Below are 21,141 nucleotides of genomic sequence, written 5' to 3' on the forward strand. Positions count from 1 at the left end.
CGCTGAAAGCGGAGGCGAAGCCGGAGCGGGCTGAAAGCTGACGGCGCGGCCTGTGAAGAGGCTAGATGCCTCTTCACAGGCCGCTCAAAACCTGTCCAACGCCTGTTCGAGGTCGTCCATTACGTCGTCCGGGTGCTCGATGCCGACGGAGAGGCGGATGAGGTTCTCCCCGACGCCCAGCCTCTCGCGCCGGGAGGGGGAGAGCTCGCGGTGGGATGAGGTGGCGGGGTGGATCGCCAGCGTGTAGACGTCGCCGAGGCTCGGGGCTTTTACGCAGAGGTCGAGCGCGTTGAGGAAACCGAAGGCCGCCTCCCGGCCTCTCCCGGGTTCGACGGCCAGCTCGAAGGAGACGAGGCCGCCTGTGTCGGAGAGGACCCGGCCGGCGGTCTTGCGGTCGGGGTGGTCCTCCAGGGAGGGGTGGTTGACCTTCGAGACCCTCGGATGCCCCGACAGACGCGCGGCTATCTCCCGCGCGTTCTTGCACTGGCGTTCCATTCTCAAAGGCAGGGTCTTGAGGCCGCGGTGGGCGAGCCAGGCCTCGAAGGGGCCGAGGACGCCGCCGACGAGCTTGCGGATGCTCTCCACGGCCGCGTCGTAGGGCGGCTTCGCCACGACCACGCCCGCGGTGATGTCGCCGTGTCCCGAGAGGTACTTGGTCGCGCTGTGGACCACGATGTCCGCGCCGAGGTCGAGCGGGCGCTGCAGGTAAGGGGTTCCGAAGGTGTTGTCCACTATAAGGGCCGCCCCAAAAGCGCGCGTTATCTCCGCAAGCCCCGCGACGTCCGCGACCCGCAAGAGCGGGTTCGAGATGGTCTCTACCATAACCGCCCTGGGCTTCGACTCCGCGACTTTCTTCTCGACTTCTCCGAGGTCGTAGGCGTCGAAGAAGCGGGTCTCCACGCCGTTTGCCCCGAAGACCTGAACCAGCAAGGTCGCGGTCGAGCCGTAGAGTTGCTCGGCGGCGAGCGCCGTCGCCCCGTCCGCCAACTCCGCGGCCGCGAGCGCCGCGTGCGTGGCCGCCATCCCGGAGCCGAAGGCGAAGGCGCGGGCCTCTCCCCGCAGGCCCTCCAGCGCCCCGACCGCGCTCTCGAAGGCGCGCACGGTCGGGTTGTCGTAGCGGGCGTAGCTGTAGCCGGGCTCCTCGCCGCCGAGCACCCTGTCCGTGGTCTGGACGTCGGGGTGGGAGAAGGTGGTCGAGGCGTAGATGGGCGTCGAGATCGGGTAGAAGTCCCCACCGCCGTCCGGGGTTCTGTCGGGACGGCCGTGTCGCTCGCCGGCGTGCACGGCCCTGGTGTCGAAGCGTCTGTTCTCGTTCATGGTCGCCTATCCTAACCTATCCTGGTCAGCACGCTGGCTTCGCGAGCTTGTCGGCCCGCTCCGGCTCCGCCTCCGCTCTCGGCCCGCTTCGCAGCCCTCGCTCTCGGCCGTCAGCTTCTTGCCGTGGAGAGTCAGGCCCGGCCGCGTCTGGCGAGACGGTTCGGGGGCCGGGTGCCGTAGGTGTACAGACAACTCGCTGAAATGCTGACCGGCTGAAGTGCTGACAGGCTGAAACGCTTCACATTGCGGAGCCGAGCATTTTAAGGCACCTGTTTCGGGCTTCGGTGTCTTGCTCGTCTCGGGCCTGGATCTTCCCGTACTTCAGTGCTTCCTCGGGTGTCAGCCTCCCGGCCGCGAGGTCCAAGAAGGTGCGGGCCTCGCCGGAGACCGCGACGTCCGGTGCTTCGGCCGGTCCCTGCCTGGCCTCGACCACGCCGTCGTCTATGCGCAGGTGGAACGCCTCCCCGTCGATGCGGAACTCGTAGGTCTCCCGCAGGCCCACCGCCGCGCCGGGCTCGAACAGGGACCTCAACGCCATCGCCGCCCACGCCGGGCGCCGCTCGTCCCCGTCCCGCGGCTCCCCCGCGAGCCTGGAGCCCCACCGCGACAGCGCCACGATGACCGGCTCAAGCGCCCGGCCGAGCTCCGTCAACTCGTAGACGCCCGACCCCGCGGGCGGCGGCAGCGTACCGCGCCGCAAGACCCCGTGCTCCTCGAGCGCCTTCAGCCGCGCGGCCAGAAGGTTCGTCCCGATCCCGGGTAGCCCCCCCAGAAGATCCTTGAACCGCTTCGGCCCCGTCAGGAGCTCGCGCACCAAGAGCAACGTCCAACGCTCCCCCACGACGTCCAAAGCCCGCGCCACCGTGCAGTGCTGGTCGTAACTCCTCTTGCCCATAACCGCAGCTCCCAGTACTGTTTAAAATAACATAGTTGTAGCTTGAAAATTATATAGTAATGGTGTATATTTACAACCGATGGAGAACGAATATTTTGGGGGATCTAATATGGCCGAAGAGGTTCAGAGAACGGTTGCGCCGGGGCGGACTTCGGAGACGCCGGAGTTGTTACCGGGTTATTTCGCGCGAATCGACAAGGGCAGGTTGCTCTCACGGGAGGAGGAGATGGATCTCGCGCGGAGGGCGCAGGCCGGTGATCTTCGGGCGAGGCAGCGGCTCATCGAGAAGAACCTGAGGCTCGTGGTGAGCGTCGCAAAGAAGTACAGGGGGCAGGGCTTGCCCTTCGAGGACCTCATCCAGGAGGGCAACCTCGGTTTGATGAAGGCCGTCGAGAAGTTCGATCCCGAAAAGGGTTGGAGGCTCTCGACGTACGCGACGTGGTGGATCCGCCAGGGCGTGCAGCGCGCCGTCGCCGACAAGGGAAGGACGATCAGGGTGCCGGTGCACAGGGGCGACAAGGTCCGCAAGATGGCCCGCACCTACAACGAGCTCTCCGCCGAACTGGAGCGGGAGCCCACCGACGAGGAGGTTGCCGGGCGGCTTGAGTGGCCCGTGGAGCAGGTGCGAGATCTGAAGAGCTCCCTGTGGGACGCGACGAGCCTCAACCAGTCGCTCTCCTCAGATGGCGACGGTTCGGAGCTCGGCGAGCTCATCACCGACGAGCGGTCCTCGGATACCGCCGGGGAGGTCATCAGCGAGATCGAGACCGCGGGCCTCGAAGAGGCCATCGGGCGGCTCCCGGAGCGTCACAGGACCGTCCTGATCCGTCGCTACGGCCTCGGCGACGAGGGCGTCTCCACCCTGGCCGAGCTCAGCGACGAACTCGGCATCTCCCGCGAGCGCGTCCGCCAGGTCCAGCGGGAGGCCGAGCGGATGCTCGCCACGAGCGAGTACGGCCGGGCGGCGGCCTAGCGCCCAACGATCTACGACACCGACACGAAGCCGCCACGCGAACAGCGCGTGGCGGCTTCAAGGTTTTCAGGTTCCAAGGCTTTCAGGGGTGCCCGGTGGAGCGGGGTGCTGGCTTCCAACCCCTCAAAACCTCAAAGCCTCGAGACCTTCTGCACGACGTAGCGAGGTCTCCACGCCAGCCGCTTCTATACTAGGAAGCCGCAAAGACTTCGACGAAAGGTTTTCCGTGGAGAACGCGCAGAACAGGATCGACTACTTCGAGCGGATGCTGGCGGACAACCCGGAGAACCCGACGGGGCTGCTCGCGCTCGCCAACGAGTACAAGAAGGCCGGGCGCGACGAGGACGAGGCGGCCGTTCTCAAGAGGTACGTCGAGGCCAACGAGGACGAGGGCAACGCGTACCTGCGCCTGGGCGAGGTGTTGACGAAGTTGGGCCGGGAGGACGAGGCCAGGGAGGCCTACGGGACGGGCATTCGGCAGGCCGAGAAGTTCGGGCACAGCGGGATGGCCGAGGACCTCAGGCTCGCGCAGGTCCAGCTCGGGAGGTAGGCTTGAGGTTGCAGGTCGCCTGCTCCGCAGGCTCTCAGGCTTCAGGGTTGCGAGGTCGGGACCTGGACCCGCCGACCGAACCTGTAACCTGAAGCCTGTAGCCTGAAACCCGGCGTCGCGGCCTCCGTTGGTGGCGGTGTAAGAGAGAGCCCCTCTGGGGTAAAACCATACCTGCCATGTGGGGTATCATAAAGAGGATCAAGTTGTCTTCTAGCCTTGCCAAAAGTGCTAAGCGGGGGGAGGCGGGGTTGGTGCCCCGTCTCCCCTCATGGACGCCTGGACTTCTCTGAAAAAGCAACGTGAGGGTGTGATCCTGTGGAGAGACAATCGGAGTACCAGTTTTACGGGCCCAACCTGGGCTACGTGCTCGAGTTGTACGAGAGGTATCGCGAAGACCCGAACTCCGTGGACGAGGGGGCTCGGGAGTTCTTCGAGTCCTGGAGCCCGCCGCGGTCCAACGGGGCGAACGGGAGTGCCGCGACGGCGTCGCGGGATCTCGAGCTCGACGTCGAGAAGGCCGTCGGGGCCTCCAAGCACGTCAGGCACATCAGGGACTTCGGGCACAGGGCGGCCAAGCTCGACCCGCTGGGCAGCGAGCCGCCCGGCGACCCGACGCTCGACCCCGAGTTCTACAGGATCACGGACGAAGACCTGGAGCACCTGCCGCCCCTCATCATCGGCGGCCCCATAGCCGAGAAGAGCGCGACGGCCAGGGAGGCGGTGGAGAAGCTCAGGAACCTCTACTGCAACACGACGGGCTACGACTTCGGCCACGTCCACGACCCGGACGAGCGGTTCTGGCTCAGGGAGGCCGTCGAATCCGGGCGCTTCTACAAGCGCATGGAGGGCGACGCCGCCAAACGCCTGCTCATGCGCCTGACGCGCATAGACACCTTCGAGAAGTTCCTGCACAAGTCGTTTCTCGGCCAGAAGCGTTTCTCCGTCGAGGGCAACGACATGGTCGTGCCGATGCTCAACCTGCTCGCCCGCCGGGCCACCGAGGGCGGCACGCCCGAGATGGTGCTCGGCATGGCCCACCGCGGGCGCCTGAACGTGCTCGCCCACGTGCTGGACAAGTCCTACTCCAGGATCTTCGGCGAGTTCCAGCAGCCGGATAAGGGCGAGTCCTCCTCCGCCGCGAGCCGTCCGGGCGACGCCTGGGTGGGCGACGTGAAATACCACCTCGGCATCCGGGGCTACCACCTGAGCGACGCCGAGGCCGACGAGCAGGTCCTCGTCAACCTCGCGCCGAACCCGAGCCACCTCGAACACGTGAACCCCGTGGTAGAGGGCATGGCCCGCGCGGCGCAGGAGAAGCGCGACAACCCCGGCCCCCCGGTCAGGGACGAGGAGGCGTCGCTGCCGGTGCTCCTGCACGGCGACGCGGCGTTCCCGGGCGAGGGCGTCTCGGCCGAGACGCTCAACCTCAGCCGGCTGCCCGGTTACAGGACCGGCGGGACCATCCACATCATCACCAACAACCAGCTCGGGTTCACGACCGAGCGCCAGGACGCGCGCTCGACCACCTACGCGAGCGATCTCGCCAAGGGGTTCGAGATCCCGGTCGTCCACGTCAACGCCGACGACCCGGAGGCATGCCTGGCGGCGACCCGGCTGGCCTACGCTTACAGGGAGAGGTTCCACAAGGACTTCCTCATAGACCTGATCGGCTACAGAAGGTTCGGCCACAACGAGGGCGACGAGCCCGCCTACACGCAGCCGGTGATGTACCAGAAGATCAAAGACCATCCGACGGTGCGCGAGTTGTGGGCCGAAGAGATCGAGGCCAGGGGCGTCATCACGGCCGAGGAGGCCGAGCAGATGGTCGAGGAGGTCTTCTCCCGCATGGAGGAGGTCCGCCGGAAGCCCAAGGACGAGGTGGGCGACGACGACCTCGAGACCGAGCAGCCCCGCACCCCCGTCGTGGAGGTCCCCGAGACGGCCGTCCCGGCCGAGAAGCTCGTCGAGCTGAACGCCGCCCTCCTGGAGCGCCCCGAGGGCTTCACGCCGAACTCCAAGCTCGAGCGGCTCTTCCAGAAGACGCGGGCCAACCTAGGCAACGAGGGGGAGGACAGGATCGACTGGGCCCACGCCGAGGCGCTCGCCTTCGCCTCGCTGCTCTCCGACGGCGTCCCGATCCGGCTCACGGGCCAGGACTCCGAGCGCGGCACCTTCTCCCAGCGCCACCTCGTCCTGCATGACGAGAAGGTGGGCGAGGACTACGTCCCGATGCAGAACATCCCGCAGGCCAGGGCCTCCTTCGCCGTCCACAACAGCCCGCTCTCCGAGATAGCCGTGATGGGCTTCGAGTACGGCTACACGATGAACGCCGACGACGCGCTCGTTTTGTGGGAGGCCCAGTACGGGGACTTCGCGAACGTCGGACAGCCCATGATCGACCAGTTCATAGTCTCCGGCCAGGCCAAGTGGGGCCAGACCTCGGGCCTGGTAATGCTCCTGCCCCACGGCTACGAGGGGCAGGGCCCGGAGCACTCCAGCGCCAGGCTGGAGCGTTTCCTGCAGCTCGCGGCGATGGAGAACGTGCGGATCGCGAACCTTACGACCGCCGCCCAGTACTTCCACCTGCTCAGGGCGCACGCGCAGCTCAAGGAGAACAAGCGCCCGCTCATCATCATGGCGCCCAAGAGCCTGCTCCGGCACCCGATGGCGGGCTCCGGCCTCAAGGATCTCTCCGAGGGGCGTTTCCGGACAGTGCTCGACGACGAGGAGGCCAGGGGGCGTGCGGAGAACGTCGAGCGCCTGATCCTGTGCTCCGGCAAGTTCTACACGGAGCTCGTGGGGAGCGATTCCAGGGAGGAGGACGACTCGACCGCGGTGGTCAGGATCGAGCTCCTCTACCCCTGGCCCGAGGAGAGCGTTCGGGAGGTTATCGACGGCTATCCCAACCTGCGGGAGGTCGCCTGGGCGCAGGAGGAGCCCGCCAACATGGGCGCCTGGAGCTTCGTCCGGCCGCGCCTGGAGGAGCTTCTCGACGGGGAGGCGCCGCTCCGCTACGTCGGCAAGCCCGCCCGCCCGAGCCCGGCCCAGGGGTCGGCCAGGTACCACAAAGAAGAGCACGCGGCCATCGTGCGCGAGGCCTTCGAGGAGAACGGGGACGCGGGAAAAGACAAAGAGACCGTGGAGGCCACGCAGGACAGGGCCTCCGCCCCGAGCGCGTAGGTGGATGAGATCAGAGAGGTAAGGTGAACCGCCTTGGCGGATGAGATACACGTTCCGGAGCTCGGGGAGTCCGTCGCCGACGCGACCGTCGGGCGCTGGTTGAAGCAGGAGGGCGACGCCGTCTCGGCCGGAGACGCGCTCGTCGAGCTCGAAACGGACAAGATCAACTTCGAGGTGGAGGCCGAACACGACGGCGTCCTCGAGTCCATAGCGAAGGCCGAAGGCGACACGGTAACGGTCGGCGAGGTCATCGGAACTTTAGGCGAGGGCAACGGCTCGGCGCCGCAGCAGGAGGCCGAGGAAGAAGCCTCCGGCGAAGAAGAGGCGGCCGGGGAGCAGCCTGAGCCAGAGGCGGAAGCGGAGCAGGAGTCGCAGTCCGCAGCCGAGGAGACGAACGGACACAGGGAGGATGGGGGCGGGCGGGCCTCGCCCTCCGTGCGGAAGCTGGCCGAGGAGTACGGGGTCCAGCTGGCCGAGGTCTCGGGGTCCGGATCCGGCGGGCGCATAACGCGCGAGGACGTGGAGCGCCTGATCCGACAGCAGGGCGCGACCTCGGCCCCCGAGAAGCCCGCCGAGCCCGAGCAAGACGGCAAGGCGCAGCAGCCCGCCCCTCAGCCCGCGGCCCAGAACGGCCGGGCCGACCTCGAAGAGAGGGTCCGCGTCTCGCGCCGCCGCCAGACCATCGCCCAGCGGCTGGTCGAGTCCCAGCAGACCGCCGCGATGCTCACCACCTTCAACGAGGTGGACATGTCGGCGGTCATGGCCCTGCGCAAGCGGCGCAAGGAGTCCTTCCAGGAGCGTACCGGCGCCCGCCTCGGTTTCATGAGCTTCTTCGCCAAGGCCGCCATCGGCGCCCTGAAGGCCTATCCCAAGGTCAACGCCGAGCTTCAGGGCAACGAGCTCGTCCTCAAGCACTACTACGACCTCGGGGTCGCCGTCTCGACCGACGAGGGGCTCGTCGTCCCCGTCGTGCGCGACGCCGACCGCAAGAGCTTCGCCGAGATAGAAGGCGGAATAGCAGATTTGGCTGTCAAGGCCCGCGAGGGCAAGCTCAAGCTGGAGGACCTCACCGGGGGGACGTTCACCATCACCAACGGCGGCATCTTCGGGAGCCTGCTCTCTACCCCGATCCTCACCATGCCGCAAGTCGCGATACTCGGGATGCACAAGATCCAGGAGCGCCCGATGGTCGTCGACGGCGAGGTCCAGGTCCGCCCGATGATGTACCTCGCCCTCTCCTACGACCACCGCGTCATAGACGGCGCGGAAGCGGTTGGCTTCCTGGTGCGCATCAAGGAACTCATAGAAGACCCGGAGTCGCTGCTGCTGGAGGGGTAGTAAGGACTAGGTTTAACCTCTGGGGGCTCCTTCCGGGGCCCCCTTTGCTTACCCGAAGACTTCCACCTCGGCCCGTATTCCGGGAGCGCGGGCGAGCTTGGCATCGCGGGTGACGAGGGGAGCTTCGAGCGTCTCGGCGAGCGCGATGTAGGCGGCGTCGTAGGCCGAGATGTTGTCCCGAAGCTCCCAGACGCGGGGCAGCAGGGCGGTGTGGGGGTAGAGCGAAATGCTCAAGGTTGCGAGCCGACCCAGGGCCAGGCGCGCCCGACCAGGAGAGAGCGAGCCGTTCAGGGCGTAGCGTCTCAAAACGCTCGCGACTTCGACCTCGAAAAGGTGCGGGGCGTGCAGGTCGTCGCCTGCCCGGCCCATCCTCTCACGGATACGCGACGCGTCTGCGCCGCGGTTCAGCAGTACGGTCGCCGCCGCCGAAGCATCGAGCACTATCAAGGCTCGTTAGCCGAGATCTCGCGGGTCGTCCGCGTCACGCATCCGGCGGATCGTCACCTCAGGCGGCTCGTCCACCTCGACCGGCTCGTCACGACTCACCTTCTCAAGCCACTCTCTTATCGTGGGCTTTGCCGCTACCTTCTCCACCTCCGAGAGGAGGTAGTCCGAGAGCGTCATGCCTTCTTGCGCCGCCCGGACCTTTAGCTTGCGGTGGAGGTCATCGGGGACGTTCCTGATCTGGATCATCTTCGTCATGTGGAAAATAGTAACACATGTGCTGCACATGCAAAAAGTTGGGCCGGGCCTGTGCTTCTCTTGTCGCGGCTGATGTCGTAGCGTACATTGGGTTTTCGGACGGGGATACGTTAGGAGGAGCATGGATCTCAGGGCCGTACAGAAGCCGTTGAAGGACAGGTACAGGAGCGAGCCTGGTTCGTCCAGGATCACGCTGGAGGCGAAGGCGAGCCAGGAGGACACCCCGATCTCCTGTTCCGTGGACATCGGTCGCGCCGTCTACGAGGCCCAGGCCCACGCGGGCGTCGGCGGCGCGGGCACGGCCGCCTGTTCGGGGGATCTTCTGCTCGGGGCGCTGGCCGCCTGCGCCCAGGTAACCTGCCAGATGGTCGCCGAAGCGATGGGCGTTGAGACGGAGCGGATAGAGGTGACGGTGACGGGCGAGATGGACCTCGCCGGAACCTTGGGCATCTCTAGAGACGTGCCGGTGGGTTTCGAGAGCATCCGTACCCGTTTCGAGGTGGAGGCGCCCGGGGCGACGGCGGAAGAGTTGGAGGGGCTCAAGAAGAGGACGGAGCAGTACTGCGTCGTGTTCCAGACCCTCACGCGGCCGCCGCGGCTCGACACGGAGTGGGCCTAGCGGGGTGGCGGAGGGCGATCTTGTCGAGAGGTTGCTCTCCGGCGACCGGCGGGCGCTTGCGCGGGTCATCTCCAAGATAGAGCGAGAAGACCCCGAGACGCCGGGGATTATCGAGGAGATCTACCCGAGGACCGGCAAAGCCCTGACCGTCGGCTTCACGGGGCCGCCGGGCGTCGGCAAGAGCAGCATAATCGCCAAGCTGATCGAGCTCTACCGCAAGGAAGACAAACGCGTCGGGGTGGTCTCCGTGGACCCTTCGAGCCCTTTCTCGAAGGGCGCCATCCTCGGGGACCGCATCCGGCTGTCGGACCATTTCCTGGACCCCGGTGTGTTTATCCGGTCCATGGGGAGCCGGGGCATCTCGGGGGCCTTGCCGGCGGCTCGAGGCTGGCGGCGATGGCGATGGAGGCCGCGGGGATGGACGTGGTGCTCTACGAGACCGTGGGCGTCGGTCAGGGCGAGGTCGAGGTGGCCTCGGCGGCTGACACGGTCGTGCTGGCGTTGCAGCCCGGGGCCGGGGACGCGGTCCAGGCATTGAAGGCCGGGGTCATGGAGATCGCGGACGTCTTTTGCATCAACAAGGCGGACCACCCGAGGGCCAAGGGGGCCGCCTCCGAGGTAAGGTCCATACTGGAGATCGGGCAAGAGCTCGACCCCGACCCCTGGTTCCCGCCCATCGTCATGACCCGCGGCGACACCGGGGAGGGCGTCGAGGAGTTGAAGGAGGCGATCCACAAACACCGCTCCTACCTGGAGGAGAGCGGGAAGCTCGAAGACCGCCGCAGGGCCGCGCTCAAGAAGTTCGTGGTCGAGTGGGCGACGGACAGGCTGGAGAAGGAGATGCGCGGGCGCCTCGAACGCGAGGACACCGAGACCATGGAGAAGGTCTACGGCCGCGAGCTGGACCCGATTGCCGCCTCGGAGAGGATCTTCCGCAAGACGTAGCTCGCTCGCTTCGCGGGCTTGTCAGCGCGGCGCTCCGCGCCTCGTCAGCATTTCAGCCTGTCAGCAAGTCGTCGGTACACGTTACGCCCCGCGACAACGAAATCGATCCGCAATGCGCTGCCCTGTCGAGATTTGCGGGGCAAGAAGCTGAAATGCTGAAAGCGAGGACTGCGGAGGCGAAGCCGGGGCAGTCCGAAGCGTGCTGAAAGTGGAGCCCACAGGGCGGAACGTGCTGACCAGCGGAGGCGTCAGCCGGAGCGTGCTTCCTTCCGGCAGCGGGCGCTGCAGTAGACGACCGACTCCCAGTCGCGCTCCCACTTCTTGCGCCACCGGAACGACCGCCCGCACACCGGGCAAATCTTCTCGGGAAGGTTCCCTTTCTTTACGCCACGCACGGCAGAAGTCTAGACGCCGCGGACGCGCACCAGAGTAGTCTCTCTAACGATTCGGAACCACGCCACCAAAAAGCTGAAATGCTGACAGGCTGAAAGCGAAGCGTGCTGAAAGCGCAGGCGAAGCCGGAGCGTGCTGACAGACACGATCCCACCAAAAGTCCCTGACGGTTCGGGATGGGTCGGGACAAAACTTCCCGGCAAAGTCGGGACAGCGCTCCCATGACGGCGGGATAGAGCGGGCTCTAGAGTACCTTTCAGGTTCCCAGGGCCGCGCGGCCGGCGAGAGGAGATCAGGGTGAACGACGAGACCATACTTCTGGTGGAGGACAACCCCGACGACGAGCTGCTCACCCGACGCGCCTTGAAGAAGAGCGGCATCCCGAACCGGGTGGCCGTCGTTCGCGACGGGGCAGAGGCCCTCGACCTGCTGCTCGGGGCCGATGAACTGCCGCGCATGGTGCTGCTCGACCTGAACCTCCCGAAGGTCGACGGGCTCGAGGTGCTGCGCCGGCTGCGGGCCGACGCGCGCACGAGGAGCCTCCCCGTCGTGGTCCTCATCTCCCGGGAAGGGGAAGGACCACCCGGTGGGGGCGACCACGTCTGGCGGGCCGACGTCTGCATAGACAAGGGCGTGGACTACGACGCCTTCCAGCGCGCCGTGCGGCGTCTAAGGGCGCTGCTGTCGGAGGCGAGGCCCCTTGCGTCGGGCCGGACATCGTTCTGGAACGCCGCGCGCGGCGGGACCGGAGTTCGGACCGCCTGAACGACCGTCGCGCCCATCGAGGGCTCAGACCAGGGCTCGGGTTTCGCCCTCCGGGCGCGAGCCCGACCGAAAACGCGAACCAGACAGCTTGCGACGGGGCCTGATCCCCGAATGCGCCCGCGGTTTGCGGCAAATGTTCCTCGGGGTATGCTGCCGCCCTGGAGGACGGCGAGGGGCGAGCCGCCGCAAACGGCACCCGTGGCGAACAGATGGTCGGTTGCCGCGAACCCGACAAAGAATCCGAACAGAAAGGAAGCTAGTGGAACGACAGGAAGGAACCGGGGGATACCGGCGGGACGAGGCGCTCATGGCGGTGGCCCGCTTGTCGATAAGCGACGCCGATTTCCTGAGGGGCATGAAACGGGACCCGGCGTCCACGCTCTGGCAGTACGGGTTCGCCCTGAGCCCGCAGGAGATGCGAGAAGCGGAGGATTTCCTCGGCAACAGGAGAGACGCCGGAGACGACGACATCCGTGAGGACCTGGAGAGGGAGATCCGGGCTTCCGCCGAACGCCGTATCTGGAACAACTAGGTATCCCGCCGCGTGGACGCGCGCGGCGACGCGCCGGGGGTCGGTGGGGAGCCGGGCGAAGACCTGGAGCCGATGCGCCGTCGGGTCGAGAGGGTCTTCGCGTTCCTGGAGGAGCTCGTCTGTGCGCTCCCCGTACCCGTGGTTCACAAGGGGTTGCTCCAGGCGCACGTGATAACGGTCGGCGAGGGGGCGATGGCCTACCCCAGGATGGCGGCCGTCCAGGTGCCGCTTCTGGTCCACGCGGCCGTCACGGGGGACGAGGAGCCGGCCATCCCGGTGGCCGCGGCCTGCACCGCCCTGCACCTGGGAGGGCAGTTGCAGGACGGCATCCTGGACGATGAGCTGTCGCCCTTCTGGTATGCACGGGGCACGGGGATCACCACCCTGGCGGCGACCACCCTGTTGGGTTCGCTCCCCCAGCGCTCCATCGACCGTCTGCGGCTCCAGGGGGCGCCGCCGGACAGGCTCTGGGCGCTTGCCCGCCGGTTCGCGGACGCCCTGCTGGCGGCGATGGCCGGCCAGCACGAGGACCTGATCTTCCCCGACCTGAAGGACGTGTCCCTGGAGGAGTGCCTGGCCATGGTGGGGCGCAAGAGCGGCGCCCCGACCGCCCTGCTTGCGAGTTCGGGCGCGACCCTGGCGACCGGGGACTCTTCCAGGATCGAGGCGTTCGCGGCCTTCGGCCTTTGCTACGGCGTCGCCAAGCAGCTCATAAACGACGTGCACGGCATCTGGGGCGAAGCCGCAAGCCAGGACCTCCTGAACGGCAGGCGCCCGTTCCCGGTGGTCCACGCCCTGACCGTCCTGGACGGAGACCGCCGGGAAGAGCTGCGGGGCCTGCTCGCCCTCTCCCGCGAAACCAAGCGGCGTCACGACGGGGTGAGGGCCATGCTCGAGGCGGCGGGATCCGTCCGGTATACGGCCTCGATGGTGTGGCTTCACAGGGAACGGGCCAAAAGACACCTGGCCGTCGCATCACCCCAAGAACCCGCCGGCCGGGAGCTCCGGTCGCTGCTGGATGGCCTGACTATCCTGCCCAAAGCCGAGGGTGCCCTGAGGTAAACACGGCCCCAGACCGGACCCCGCGGCCCCTAGCCGGGACGAGGACCTCGGACGACGGGCGCGCAATGTCCCGGGCAGATCGGGACACGAGACCCATGACGGCGGGACAGCCGGGAAAGTAGGCTTATCCCGATGGTCGTACCAGGTCTCGTGGTTTGGGAGATACGGCATTGAGACGCGGGAGAAAGAACGAACATACGCCCAGGGGCCACCGCGCCCGGTACGCCGGGGTGCAACGCCGTGGGGGGACTAGAATGCCAGGACGGATACGGCGTGTGGGACCTGGCGGTCGGGGCGGCGCGGCTTCGTTGTGGGCGAAGCTGCCTGGAAGCGAGGGGTGCGGCGGGTATATGCTGTGGTCGTGAGCCCCAGGTTCGACAGCCGCGGGGAGCCCGCGGGTAAGCCCGACGCCGTGGCGTCCCGTTCGCCGAACCAGCGCAGGTCCCACCTGACGCTGGTGGGGTGGATGGTGTTCGTGGCGTTGAGCGTGGGGCTGCTCCTCGCCAGCATCCCGGCGCACTACGAGGCCCTCACCAACTTTGCCGGCGCCGATGCGGGCCCCGACGTCTTGCGCGCCAACCTGGAGAAGGCCGGCGTCTCCGTGGAGTTCTACGCCACGTACCTCATCTCCACCGGCGCGGCCGTGGCGGCGGTGTGGGTGGCGGTGGGCGTCGTTATCCTGCTGCGCAGGCCCGACGACAGGATGGCAATCTTTACCGCCGTGACCCTCGCGACCTGCGCCGTGTTCTTCCTGAACAACGGGCCCCTGGTGCTGGCGGAAGAGTACCCGGTCGCGTGGCTGCCGGTTCGTCTGATGGCGGTCTTCGGCTCGGTCTCGTTCATGGCGTTCTTGTACCTGTTCCCCAACGGCCGGTTCGCGCCGCGCTGGACGCGGTGGCTGGTCCTCTTCTGGCTCGCGCACGAGGCCGGCTACTACCTGTTCCCCGGCACCGTGTTGGACGTCGAGAGCGCGTCTCCGCTGATCGACTTCGTGCTCGTCTGCACGGTCCTGTTGGTCGGCCTGGGCTCGCAACTCTACCGCTACCGTCGCGTGTCGGGCCCGATCGGGCGCCAGCAGACCAAGTGGGTGGTCTTCGGGACGGCGTCGAGCCTGCTCGGGGTCATAGCGCTCCAACTGCTCTTCTTTACCTCTCCCACGCTTCTCAACTATGGCTCGCCGTACAGCTTCGTGGTGGCGGCGGGCAGCGACGGTTTCACGCTCCTGATCCCGCTGTCGATAGGCGCCGCGATCCTGCGCCGGCGGTTGTGGGATATCGACATCGTCATCAACCGGGCGCTGGTCTACGGTATCCTCACCGCCGTCGTGGTCGGCGTCTACGTGCTGGTCGTGGGCGGCCTCGGGTCGCTTCTGCAGGCGCGCGGGAACCTCGCGCTGTCGCTGACGGCCACGGGCCTCGTCGCCGTCCTCTTCGCGCCGCTGCGCGAGCGCCTCCAGCGCGGCGTGAACCGCCTGATGTACGGGGAGCGGGACGACCCCTACAGGGTCCTATCGCGCCTCGGGCGGCGCCTGGGGGCCGCGATCGAGCCGGGGACCGTCCTGCCCACCATCGTCGAGACGGTGGCCGGGGCGCTCAAGCTGCCCTACGCGGCCATCTCGATCCGGCGCGGCGAACGAGGCTTCGAGGTGGCCGCGGCCCACGGAACCCCGACGGGCGAGGAGACGGTGTTGCCGCTCACCTACGGCGGCGAGACCCTGGGCCAGCTCCTGCTGGCCCCACGGACCCCGGGGGAGCCCTTCAGCCCGGCGGACAGGAGCCTGCTCGAGGACCTCGCGAGGAACGCCGAGGTGGCCGTCTACGCCGTGCGACTGACGGACGACCTGCAACGCTCGCGCGAGCGGCTCGTCACGGCGGGCGAGGAGGAGCGCCGGCGCCTGCGCCGCGACCTGCACGACGGCCTCGGCCCCACGCTCGCTAGCCTCACTTTAGGCCTCGACGTCTCGCTCAAGCTGCTCAAGAAGAACCCGGACGAGGCCGAGGAGATGCTCTCGCGCCTGAAGGCCCAGACAAAGGAGGCCGTCGTGGATATCAGGCGGCTGGTCTACGGGCTCAGGCCCCCCGCCCTCGACGACCTCGGGCTCGTCGCGGCCATCAGGGAGCAGGCGGCGGCCCACGGGCGCCTGCGCGGGGAAGGCGAAGGGGGGAGTGGGCTCGGCTTCCGGATCGAGGCTCCTGATGAGTTGCCGCCGCTGCCCGCCGCGGTCGAGGTCGCCTGCTACCGCATCGCCCAGGAGGCGATCACGAACGTCGCCCGCCACGCCCGCGCCTCGCTCTGCCGCGTGCGCCTCTCAGTAGATCCCAACGGCAGGACACTGGGACTTGAGGTCACCGACGACGGGGTCGGCCTGCCGGACGCCGCCTCGCGCCGGCCCGGCGTCGGCCTCTCGTCCATGCGCGAACGGGCCGAGGAACTCGGCGGGAAGCTCTCCGTCGCCCCCGCGCCGGAGGGCGGCACCCGCGTCTCCGTGGTCTTCCCGCTCCCCGCCACCGCGGCACAGAAAGATTCGGAGACCGAAGGGCCGCAGGAAGAGGGCGCCCCGGCGCCGGTTCGCGTCCCCGGCCGGACCCTCGGGGCCTGATGGTCGAAGTACCCACGATAAAGGTCCTTATAGCCGACGACCACGCGCTCTTCCGGTACGGGGTCAGGGCCATGCTCGCCTCCGAGGACGACTTCGAGGTGGTGGGCGAGGCCGCGACCGGGGAGGAGGCCGTCGCGCTCTCCGCGGAGCTCGGGCCCGACGTGGTGCTCATGGACGTGCAGATGCCGGGCATAAACGGCATAGAGGCGACGCGGCGCGTCGTCGAGAAGGATCCCGGGATCGGCGTCGTCGTCGTCACCATGTTCGAGGAGGACGACTCCGTCTTCGCGGCCATGCGGGCCGGCGCCAGGGGCTACGTGCTAAAAGGGGCCGACGCCGACGAGGTGATAAAGGTGGTGAGGGCCGTCGCCGGCGGGGAGGCCCACTTCGGGCCCGAGATAGCCAGGCGGCTGATGGGCTTCTTCTCGGCCCCCAAGCCGGAGGCCAGGGAGGTCTTCCCCGAGCTCACCGAGCGCGAGCGCGAGGTACTCGATCTCGTGGCGCGGGGCCTCGGGAACCCCGAGATCGCCCGCAGGCTCTACCTGAGCGAGAAGACCGTCCGCAACCACGTCTCCCACGTCTTCCTGAAACTGCAGGTAGCCGACCGCTCCCAGGCAATCGTCCGCGCCCGCGAAGCCGGATTGGGCGGCGCGTGAGAGCTAGTCAGCCCGCTCCGGCCTGAGGCCTCCGCTCTCGGCACGCGTCGGGCCTGCTTCGCAGCCCCTCGCTTTCAGCAATCAGCTTTCAGCCGTGCAGGGCCCGGCCGGGCCGCGCACGGCGTGGCGGTTCGGGTACCGGGAGGCGTAGCGTGTACAGACGACCGGCTGACAGGCTGAAAGCGGAGGCGAAGCCGGAGCGGGCTGATGAGGCGCGAAGCGCCGGGCCGACAGCTACTCCAGATCCACCGCTACAGGCAGGGCCCTTTCCCGCCAGCTCGACAGGCTGCCCGGATTTCTTTCGTACTTCTCGACCAGCAGGTTACGAGCAAGCTCGTCCTCGTCCGCGTCTTCGACGACGCGGGCCCGACCGTCGATGACCTCTCCGGAGATCCGCAGTGTTACGTCCTGCCTCTTGCGTAGGTTCTTCACCCAGTCGGATCGGCCACCGCCGCCCGCGAGCATGAAGAGGGTGCGCGTCTTCGGGACGATAGCAAACCAGATCTCGATCTCGTGCGGGTCGCCCGTTACCCGCCCGACGGTGGTCAGGTAGCAAAAGTCCTCGTTCGCGAGGACGCGGAGATCAGGCATCAGGCCTCAGGTCGCAGGCTTCAGGGAGGCTGGGACGAGCCAAAGCGCGCACGACGGAAGCGTTCCGTGATTTCTTACCTGGAACCTGAAGCCTGATGCCCGAAACCTCACCCTCTCAGCTCCACGCGCCGGATCTTGCCGCTCGTCGTCTTCGGGAGGTCGTCTATGAACTCGATCTGTCGCGGGTACTTGTACGGGGCCGTGTTCGCCTTGCAATAGTCCTGGATCTCCTTCTTGAGTTCTTCCGACGGCTCGTGGTCGGCCCCGAGCACCACGAAGGCCTTGACGACGCTGCCGCGGTCTTCGTCGGGGGCGGGCACGACGGCGCTCTCTACGACGGCGGGGTGCTCGATGAGCACGCTCTCCACCTCGAAGGGACCGATGCGATAGCCGGCCGAGAGTATGACGTCGTCTGAACGCCCGACGAACCACAGGTAGCCGTCGGCGTCCCGGTAGGCCCTGTCGCCGGTCAAGTAGTTGCCGTCGAGGAAGACGCCTTCCGTCTCATCGGGCTGTTTCCAGTACTCTCTGAAGAGGACGGGCGGGCGTCCCGCGAGGGCGATGTCGCCCGGCTCGTCGGGCGGGCACTCGTTGCCTTCCATGTCGACGACCTTCACGTCGCAGCCGGGGGAGGGTTTGCCCATCGAGCCGGGGCGCACTTCGAGGCCGGGGAAATTGCCGACGAGGAGGGTGTTCTCCGTCTGGCCGTAGCCGTCGTAGATCGTGAGGCCGTGCAACTCCTTCCACCGCTCGATGACGGCCGGGTTCAGCGGTTCGCCGGCCGAGACGGCGTGCCTGATGGTCGAGAGGTCCGCCCTTTCTAGCTCGGGGGTCTTGGTGAGGAGGCGGTATTCGGTTGGGGCCTGGCAGAGAACGGTTATGCCGTACTGTTTGATGAGGTCCAGGCGTTCTGCGGGGTCGAAGCCGCCCTCGTGGAAGAAGATCTCGGTCCCGAGGCTCCACGGGCCGAGAAAGACGTTCCAGATGCTCTTGGCCCACCCCGTCCCTGATGTACACCACAGCCTGTCGCCTTCTTGCAAATCGAGCCAGTATTCCGCCTGCATCCTCTTTGCGTGGGTGTAGCCGTGGGTGTGGAGCACGCCCTTGGGGTGCTTGGTGGTCCCCGAGGTGTAAAGCATGAAGGCCCCATCTTCGGCGGCCGTGTCCTCGGCGGCGAACTCTTCGGGGGCTGCTTCCATGAGCCCCTCGAACGGCTCCCAGCCGTCCCTGCGCTCCCCCAGGGAGACGAAGTGCTTCAAGCCCGGCGCTTCGCCGCGCATCTTCTCGACCTCGTCTATCCCTTCCGGACCGGAGACGATGGCCACGGAACCGGAGTGCTCCGCCCGGAACTTCAGGTCGCCCGACCGGAGCTGGGGGGCGCAGGGGATCGCGATGGCGCCGAGCTTGAGGAGGCCGATGAGTATAGCGTGCCACTCGGGGACCTTGCCGAGAAGGACCATCACCCGGTCGCCGCGGGCCACGCCGAGGGAACGCATGGCGCCCGCGAACCGGTTGGAGAGCCGGGAGAAATCCGCGAAGCTCAGGCGGCTCTCGCTGCCGTCGTTGCCGAGCCAGATCATGGCCGGGCGATCCTGCCCGGCCCACCCGTCCACGACGTCGCGGCCGAAGTTGAACCTCTCGGGCGTCCCCCAGTCGTAGCTGGCGCGGGTCTTCTCGTAATCGCCGATGTTCGACACGACTCCTCCCTTTCCCCAAAGGCGGCTTCTCGCGACGCATTTTACTAGAGCGCCGCGAGACGGGCTCCGGTCAGCGGACCTCGTCCAGCTCGTAGAAGTCGAAGCCTGCGGACGAACTCCGATCCCCGCCGCTGAGGACGCGCCGGACCCGTTCTGCGGTCAGGTCGTTGGCGAAGCCAGCCATCTCGACGAGGACGAAGCGGCGGTCCCCGCCGTCCCACGCGTTCTGTTCCAGTACCGCCTGGGCCGTGGTCCCTGAGCCGGCGAAGCAGTCGAGGACGACGTCGCCGCCGCGCGGGTCCGTCGCCGCTTCGACGATGCGCCTGACGAGGCGGGTCGGCTTCGGGATGGCGAATAAGTCTTCTCTTTCCGGGAAGAGCGCCTCTAGCTCCCGGCGGGCCTCCTCGCTGTCGCCGAACTCCCCGGCGGTCCACCAGGTCGTCGGGAGGTTCGCTTCCGGCTTCGGGGCCGCGTTCTTGGCGTGAACCACCACGTAGTTGTGGGTTTTGGACAGGAAGCCGGCATTCTGGCCCGGCGAGGGACCTTTGTGCCAGGCGGCGCAGCCGAGAAAGGTCCCGGGTCCGAAGACCTCGTTCATCAGGAGCCTGAGGCGGGGCGCCTCGTTCTCGCCCATGGTGACGAAGATCCTGCCCTCCGGTGAAAGCAGGTCCCGCAGCAACTCGAGGCGCGGGTACATCATGCAGAGCCATTTGTCGTGGCGGAGCGGGTCCTCGTCCTCGGCGCCGACCTCGCCGAACCAGCCCTCCGCCGGCGGCTCGTAGAGGCGGTCTTCGTAGGGCCAGCGTTCGCCGGGGGCGTTGTACGGCGGGTCTATGAAGACGAGCTTCACCTTCTCCCTGTAGGCGGGAAGGAGGGCGGCGAGAGCGAGAAGGTTGTCGCCGTGGACGATGGTGTTGGCTGGACCGGTGCCTGTCAGGGAGAGTTCGGGGGCGCGGCGCAGTGCGCGCGGGGGTATCCCGGTTGCAAGGTCGACCACCTGCTCTTTTCCGATCCAAACGAGTTCCGGCAAGCCCTTCCTCTCCGGTCGCGCGGGTAGGGAGTATAGCCGGGCCGGTCGTCCGAAGGGGCGCTCCCAAGCTGCTAGAGTTGCCGCATGGAGACCAACTTCGGGGCCTCTGCGCCCTACACGGTAGGGGTCGAGGAAGAGCTGCAGCTCGTCGACCCGGCCTCGCTCGCGCTGACGCCGGGTATCGGGGGCGTGCTCGCCGCCCGAGACGCCGCCGAGCTCCCGAAGGAGTCGGTCTCGGCAGAGCTCTCGGCTTCCTGCGTGGAGTTACGATCCCCGGCCAGGAATACGGTCGGGGAGTTGGGGAAGGAGGTCTTTGCTCTGCGGAAGACCGTCAGGAGTCTCGCCGAGGAAGGCGGGATCTGGCTCGCGGCGGCGGGGGCGCATCCGTTCAGCGACCCGGTCCTGCAGGAGATCACGGCGGACGACCGCTACAGGCAGGTGGAGGAGCGGATGGGCTGGCCGGCCCGGATGCAGGCGATCTACGGCCTCCACGTCCACGTGGCCGTCCCGGACGGTGAGACGGCCATAAAGGCGGTCAACGCCCTCTCACGCCACGTCCCGCTCTTTCTGGCCCTCTCGGCCAACTCCCCCTTCTGGAACGGCGTCGACACGCGCCTCGCCTCGACGCGCGCCAAGGTCTTCGCCCTCGTCCCCCGCTCCGGCCTGCCCCCGGCTTTTCGCGCCTGGGAAGAATTCGAGGTCTACGTGGGCAAGCTGGTGGACGCCGGCCTGATCCCGGACTACTCCTGGTGCTGGTGGGACGTCAGGCCGCACCCCAGGCTCGGCACGGTCGAGCTGCGCGCCCCGGACGTCCAGACGGACCCTGCCCGGACATCGGCCCTCACCGCGCTCGCCCAGTGCCTGGTCGCGAGCGCCGACGAACACCAGCCCGAGGCCCCGCTCTTCACCGAAGAGAATAAGTGGAGCGCCACCCGCCACGGCCTCGACGCAACCCTCCACGACTTCTCGACGGGCCACGCCACACCGGCCCGCAAGCTGGCCCGGACCCTCGTGCGGAGCCTGGCCCCCGTCTCCCAGGACCTCGGGTGCGAAGCGGAGCTCGAAGGAATCCTGCAGATAGTAGAAGCCGGAAACGGCGCCCAAAAGCAGCGCCGCGTCCACAACAGGCGCGGCTCTCTGGAGGACGTGGTGAGATACCTGGTTGAAGCGACTTGCGGAGGTTGATACCTCCGCAAGTCGCGCTATCAGCGGTCAGCTATCAGCGGTCAGCTATCAGCGGTCAGCTATCAGCGGTCAGCTATCAGCGGTCAGCTATCAGCGGTCAGCTATCAGCGGT

At 67.5% G+C, this 21,141-nt stretch carries 19 protein-coding genes and 1 pseudogene; 12 read left to right on the top strand and 8 right to left on the bottom strand.

Translation table 11 applies throughout. The features are described from left to right. Positions 1 to 84: 84 nt before the first annotated feature. Positions 85 to 1,317, bottom strand: coding sequence for a trans-sulfuration enzyme family protein (locus tag GBA63_RS03505; RefSeq protein WP_166173535.1), 1,233 nt, complete (start codon positions 1,315 to 1,317; stop codon positions 85 to 87). Positions 1,318 to 1,555: 238 nt separating this feature from the next. Then, the gene (locus tag GBA63_RS03510) at positions 1,556 to 2,212 is read right to left on the bottom strand and encodes a winged helix-turn-helix transcriptional regulator (RefSeq protein ID WP_166173537.1); all 657 of its coding nucleotides are present in this window, start codon (positions 2,210 to 2,212) and stop codon (positions 1,556 to 1,558) included. A 109-nt stretch (positions 2,213 to 2,321) separates the two neighbouring features. Between GBA63_RS03510 and GBA63_RS03515 the strand changes: the two genes are divergently transcribed. The 4 genes from GBA63_RS03515 to odhB all read left to right on the top strand — a co-directional run bounded on the left by GBA63_RS03515 (position 2,322) and on the right by odhB (position 8,253). Beyond that, the gene (locus GBA63_RS03515; RefSeq protein ID WP_166173539.1) at positions 2,322 to 3,185 is read left to right on the top strand and encodes a sigma-70 family RNA polymerase sigma factor; all 864 of its coding nucleotides are present in this window, start codon (positions 2,322 to 2,324) and stop codon (positions 3,183 to 3,185) included. Positions 3,186 to 3,411: 226 nt separating this feature from the next. Beyond that, positions 3,412 to 3,735 carry a hypothetical protein gene (locus GBA63_RS03520; protein ID WP_166173541.1) on the top strand — a complete coding sequence of 108 codons (324 nt, stop codon included), beginning with the start codon at positions 3,412 to 3,414 and terminating at the stop codon, positions 3,733 to 3,735. 315 nt (positions 3,736 to 4,050) lie between these two features. Further along, positions 4,051 to 6,915 carry a 2-oxoglutarate dehydrogenase E1 component gene (locus GBA63_RS03525; protein WP_166173542.1) on the top strand — a complete coding sequence of 955 codons (2,865 nt, stop codon included), beginning with the start codon at positions 4,051 to 4,053 and terminating at the stop codon, positions 6,913 to 6,915. 33 nt (positions 6,916 to 6,948) lie between these two features. After that, a complete protein-coding gene (gene odhB, locus GBA63_RS03530) occupies positions 6,949 to 8,253 on the top strand; it encodes a 2-oxoglutarate dehydrogenase complex dihydrolipoyllysine-residue succinyltransferase (RefSeq protein ID WP_166173544.1) in 1,305 nt (434 codons plus the stop codon). Between the two features lie 48 nt (positions 8,254 to 8,301). Here odhB and GBA63_RS03535 read toward each other — a convergent pair whose 3' ends face one another. Together GBA63_RS03535 and GBA63_RS03540 are read right to left on the bottom strand one after the other, a co-directional pair. Further along, positions 8,302 to 8,694: a type II toxin-antitoxin system VapC family toxin gene (locus GBA63_RS03535; protein WP_228282450.1), complete on the bottom strand. Its 393-nt coding sequence runs from the start codon at positions 8,692 to 8,694 to the stop codon at positions 8,302 to 8,304. Between the two features lie 12 nt (positions 8,695 to 8,706). Beyond that, positions 8,707 to 8,955: a FitA-like ribbon-helix-helix domain-containing protein gene (locus GBA63_RS03540; protein ID WP_207957057.1), complete on the bottom strand. Its 249-nt coding sequence runs from the start codon at positions 8,953 to 8,955 to the stop codon at positions 8,707 to 8,709. A 121-nt stretch (positions 8,956 to 9,076) separates the two neighbouring features. On the opposite strand from GBA63_RS03540, the gene GBA63_RS03545 reads away from it, so the two are divergent. Further along, a complete protein-coding gene (locus tag GBA63_RS03545) occupies positions 9,077 to 9,574 on the top strand; it encodes an OsmC family protein (protein ID WP_166173550.1) in 498 nt (165 codons plus the stop codon). A 4-nt stretch (positions 9,575 to 9,578) separates the two neighbouring features. Next, a pseudogene (meaB, locus tag GBA63_RS03550) lies at positions 9,579 to 10,519 on the top strand (methylmalonyl Co-A mutase-associated GTPase MeaB). Between the two features lie 248 nt (positions 10,520 to 10,767). On the opposite strand, the gene GBA63_RS24245 reads toward meaB, so the two are convergent. Next, positions 10,768 to 10,914, bottom strand: coding sequence for a DUF2256 domain-containing protein (locus GBA63_RS24245; protein ID WP_166173552.1), 147 nt, complete (start codon positions 10,912 to 10,914; stop codon positions 10,768 to 10,770). 295 nt (positions 10,915 to 11,209) lie between these two features. On the opposite strand from GBA63_RS24245, the gene GBA63_RS03560 reads away from it, so the two are divergent. From GBA63_RS03560 to GBA63_RS03580, 5 genes are all read left to right on the top strand, one after another. After that, entirely contained in the window at positions 11,210 to 11,677 is a 468-nt protein-coding gene (locus GBA63_RS03560) for a response regulator (protein ID WP_166173554.1), read from the top strand. A gap of 259 nt (positions 11,678 to 11,936) precedes the next feature. Next, positions 11,937 to 12,209: a hypothetical protein gene (locus tag GBA63_RS03565; protein ID WP_166173556.1), complete on the top strand. Its 273-nt coding sequence runs from the start codon at positions 11,937 to 11,939 to the stop codon at positions 12,207 to 12,209. Between the two features lie 12 nt (positions 12,210 to 12,221). Then, on the top strand, positions 12,222 to 13,271 hold the full coding sequence (locus tag GBA63_RS03570) for a polyprenyl synthetase family protein (protein ID WP_166173558.1): 1,050 nt from the start codon (positions 12,222 to 12,224) through the stop codon (positions 13,269 to 13,271). Between the two features lie 361 nt (positions 13,272 to 13,632). Then, positions 13,633 to 15,870 carry a sensor histidine kinase gene (locus tag GBA63_RS03575; protein WP_166173560.1) on the top strand — a complete coding sequence of 746 codons (2,238 nt, stop codon included), beginning with the start codon at positions 13,633 to 13,635 and terminating at the stop codon, positions 15,868 to 15,870. Beyond that, positions 15,870 to 16,526, top strand: coding sequence for a response regulator (locus GBA63_RS03580; protein ID WP_207957059.1), 657 nt, complete (start codon positions 15,870 to 15,872; stop codon positions 16,524 to 16,526). The genes GBA63_RS03575 and GBA63_RS03580 overlap by 1 nt, the downstream gene beginning before the upstream one ends. 234 nt (positions 16,527 to 16,760) lie before the next feature. Here GBA63_RS03580 and GBA63_RS03585 read toward each other — a convergent pair whose 3' ends face one another. The 3 genes from GBA63_RS03585 to GBA63_RS03595 all read right to left on the bottom strand — a co-directional run bounded on the left by GBA63_RS03585 (position 16,761) and on the right by GBA63_RS03595 (position 19,844). Then, the gene (locus GBA63_RS03585; protein ID WP_207957060.1) at positions 16,761 to 17,117 is read right to left on the bottom strand and encodes a nitroreductase family deazaflavin-dependent oxidoreductase; all 357 of its coding nucleotides are present in this window, start codon (positions 17,115 to 17,117) and stop codon (positions 16,761 to 16,763) included. 107 nt (positions 17,118 to 17,224) lie between these two features. Further along, complete coding sequence (locus GBA63_RS03590; protein WP_166173562.1) at positions 17,225 to 18,814, bottom strand: acyl-CoA synthetase; 1,590 nt, start codon at positions 18,812 to 18,814, stop codon at positions 17,225 to 17,227. A 70-nt stretch (positions 18,815 to 18,884) separates the two neighbouring features. Further along, positions 18,885 to 19,844, bottom strand: coding sequence for a site-specific DNA-methyltransferase (locus tag GBA63_RS03595; RefSeq protein WP_166173564.1), 960 nt, complete (start codon positions 19,842 to 19,844; stop codon positions 18,885 to 18,887). An 84-nt stretch (positions 19,845 to 19,928) separates the two neighbouring features. Between GBA63_RS03595 and GBA63_RS03600 the strand changes: the two genes are divergently transcribed. Continuing rightward, positions 19,929 to 21,029, top strand: coding sequence for a glutamate--cysteine ligase (locus GBA63_RS03600; RefSeq protein ID WP_166173566.1), 1,101 nt, complete (start codon positions 19,929 to 19,931; stop codon positions 21,027 to 21,029). Positions 21,030 to 21,141: the final 112 nt, after the last annotated feature.

It is taken from the genome of Rubrobacter tropicus (assembly GCF_011492945.1).
In the GTDB taxonomy this organism is placed as follows: domain Bacteria; phylum Actinomycetota; class Rubrobacteria; order Rubrobacterales; family Rubrobacteraceae; genus Rubrobacter_D; species Rubrobacter_D tropicus.

Coding starts and splice junctions, on each gene's coding strand:
- GBA63_RS03505 (WP_166173535.1), bottom strand. CDS start 1,317: ATGAACGAGAACAGACGCTTCGACACCAGGGCCGTGCACGCCGGCGAG.
- GBA63_RS03510 (WP_166173537.1), bottom strand. CDS start 2,212: ATGGGCAAGAGGAGTTACGACCAGCACTGCACGGTGGCGCGGGCTTTG.
- GBA63_RS03515 (WP_166173539.1), top strand. CDS start 2,322: ATGGCCGAAGAGGTTCAGAGAACGGTTGCGCCGGGGCGGACTTCGGAG.
- GBA63_RS03540 (WP_207957057.1), bottom strand. CDS start 8,955: ATGACGAAGATGATCCAGATCAGGAACGTCCCCGATGACCTCCACCGC.
- GBA63_RS03545 (WP_166173550.1), top strand. CDS start 9,077: ATGGATCTCAGGGCCGTACAGAAGCCGTTGAAGGACAGGTACAGGAGC.
- GBA63_RS03580 (WP_207957059.1), top strand. CDS start 15,870: ATGGTCGAAGTACCCACGATAAAGGTCCTTATAGCCGACGACCACGCG.
- GBA63_RS03585 (WP_207957060.1), bottom strand. CDS start 17,117: ATGCCTGATCTCCGCGTCCTCGCGAACGAGGACTTTTGCTACCTGACC.
- GBA63_RS03600 (WP_166173566.1), top strand. CDS start 19,929: ATGGAGACCAACTTCGGGGCCTCTGCGCCCTACACGGTAGGGGTCGAG.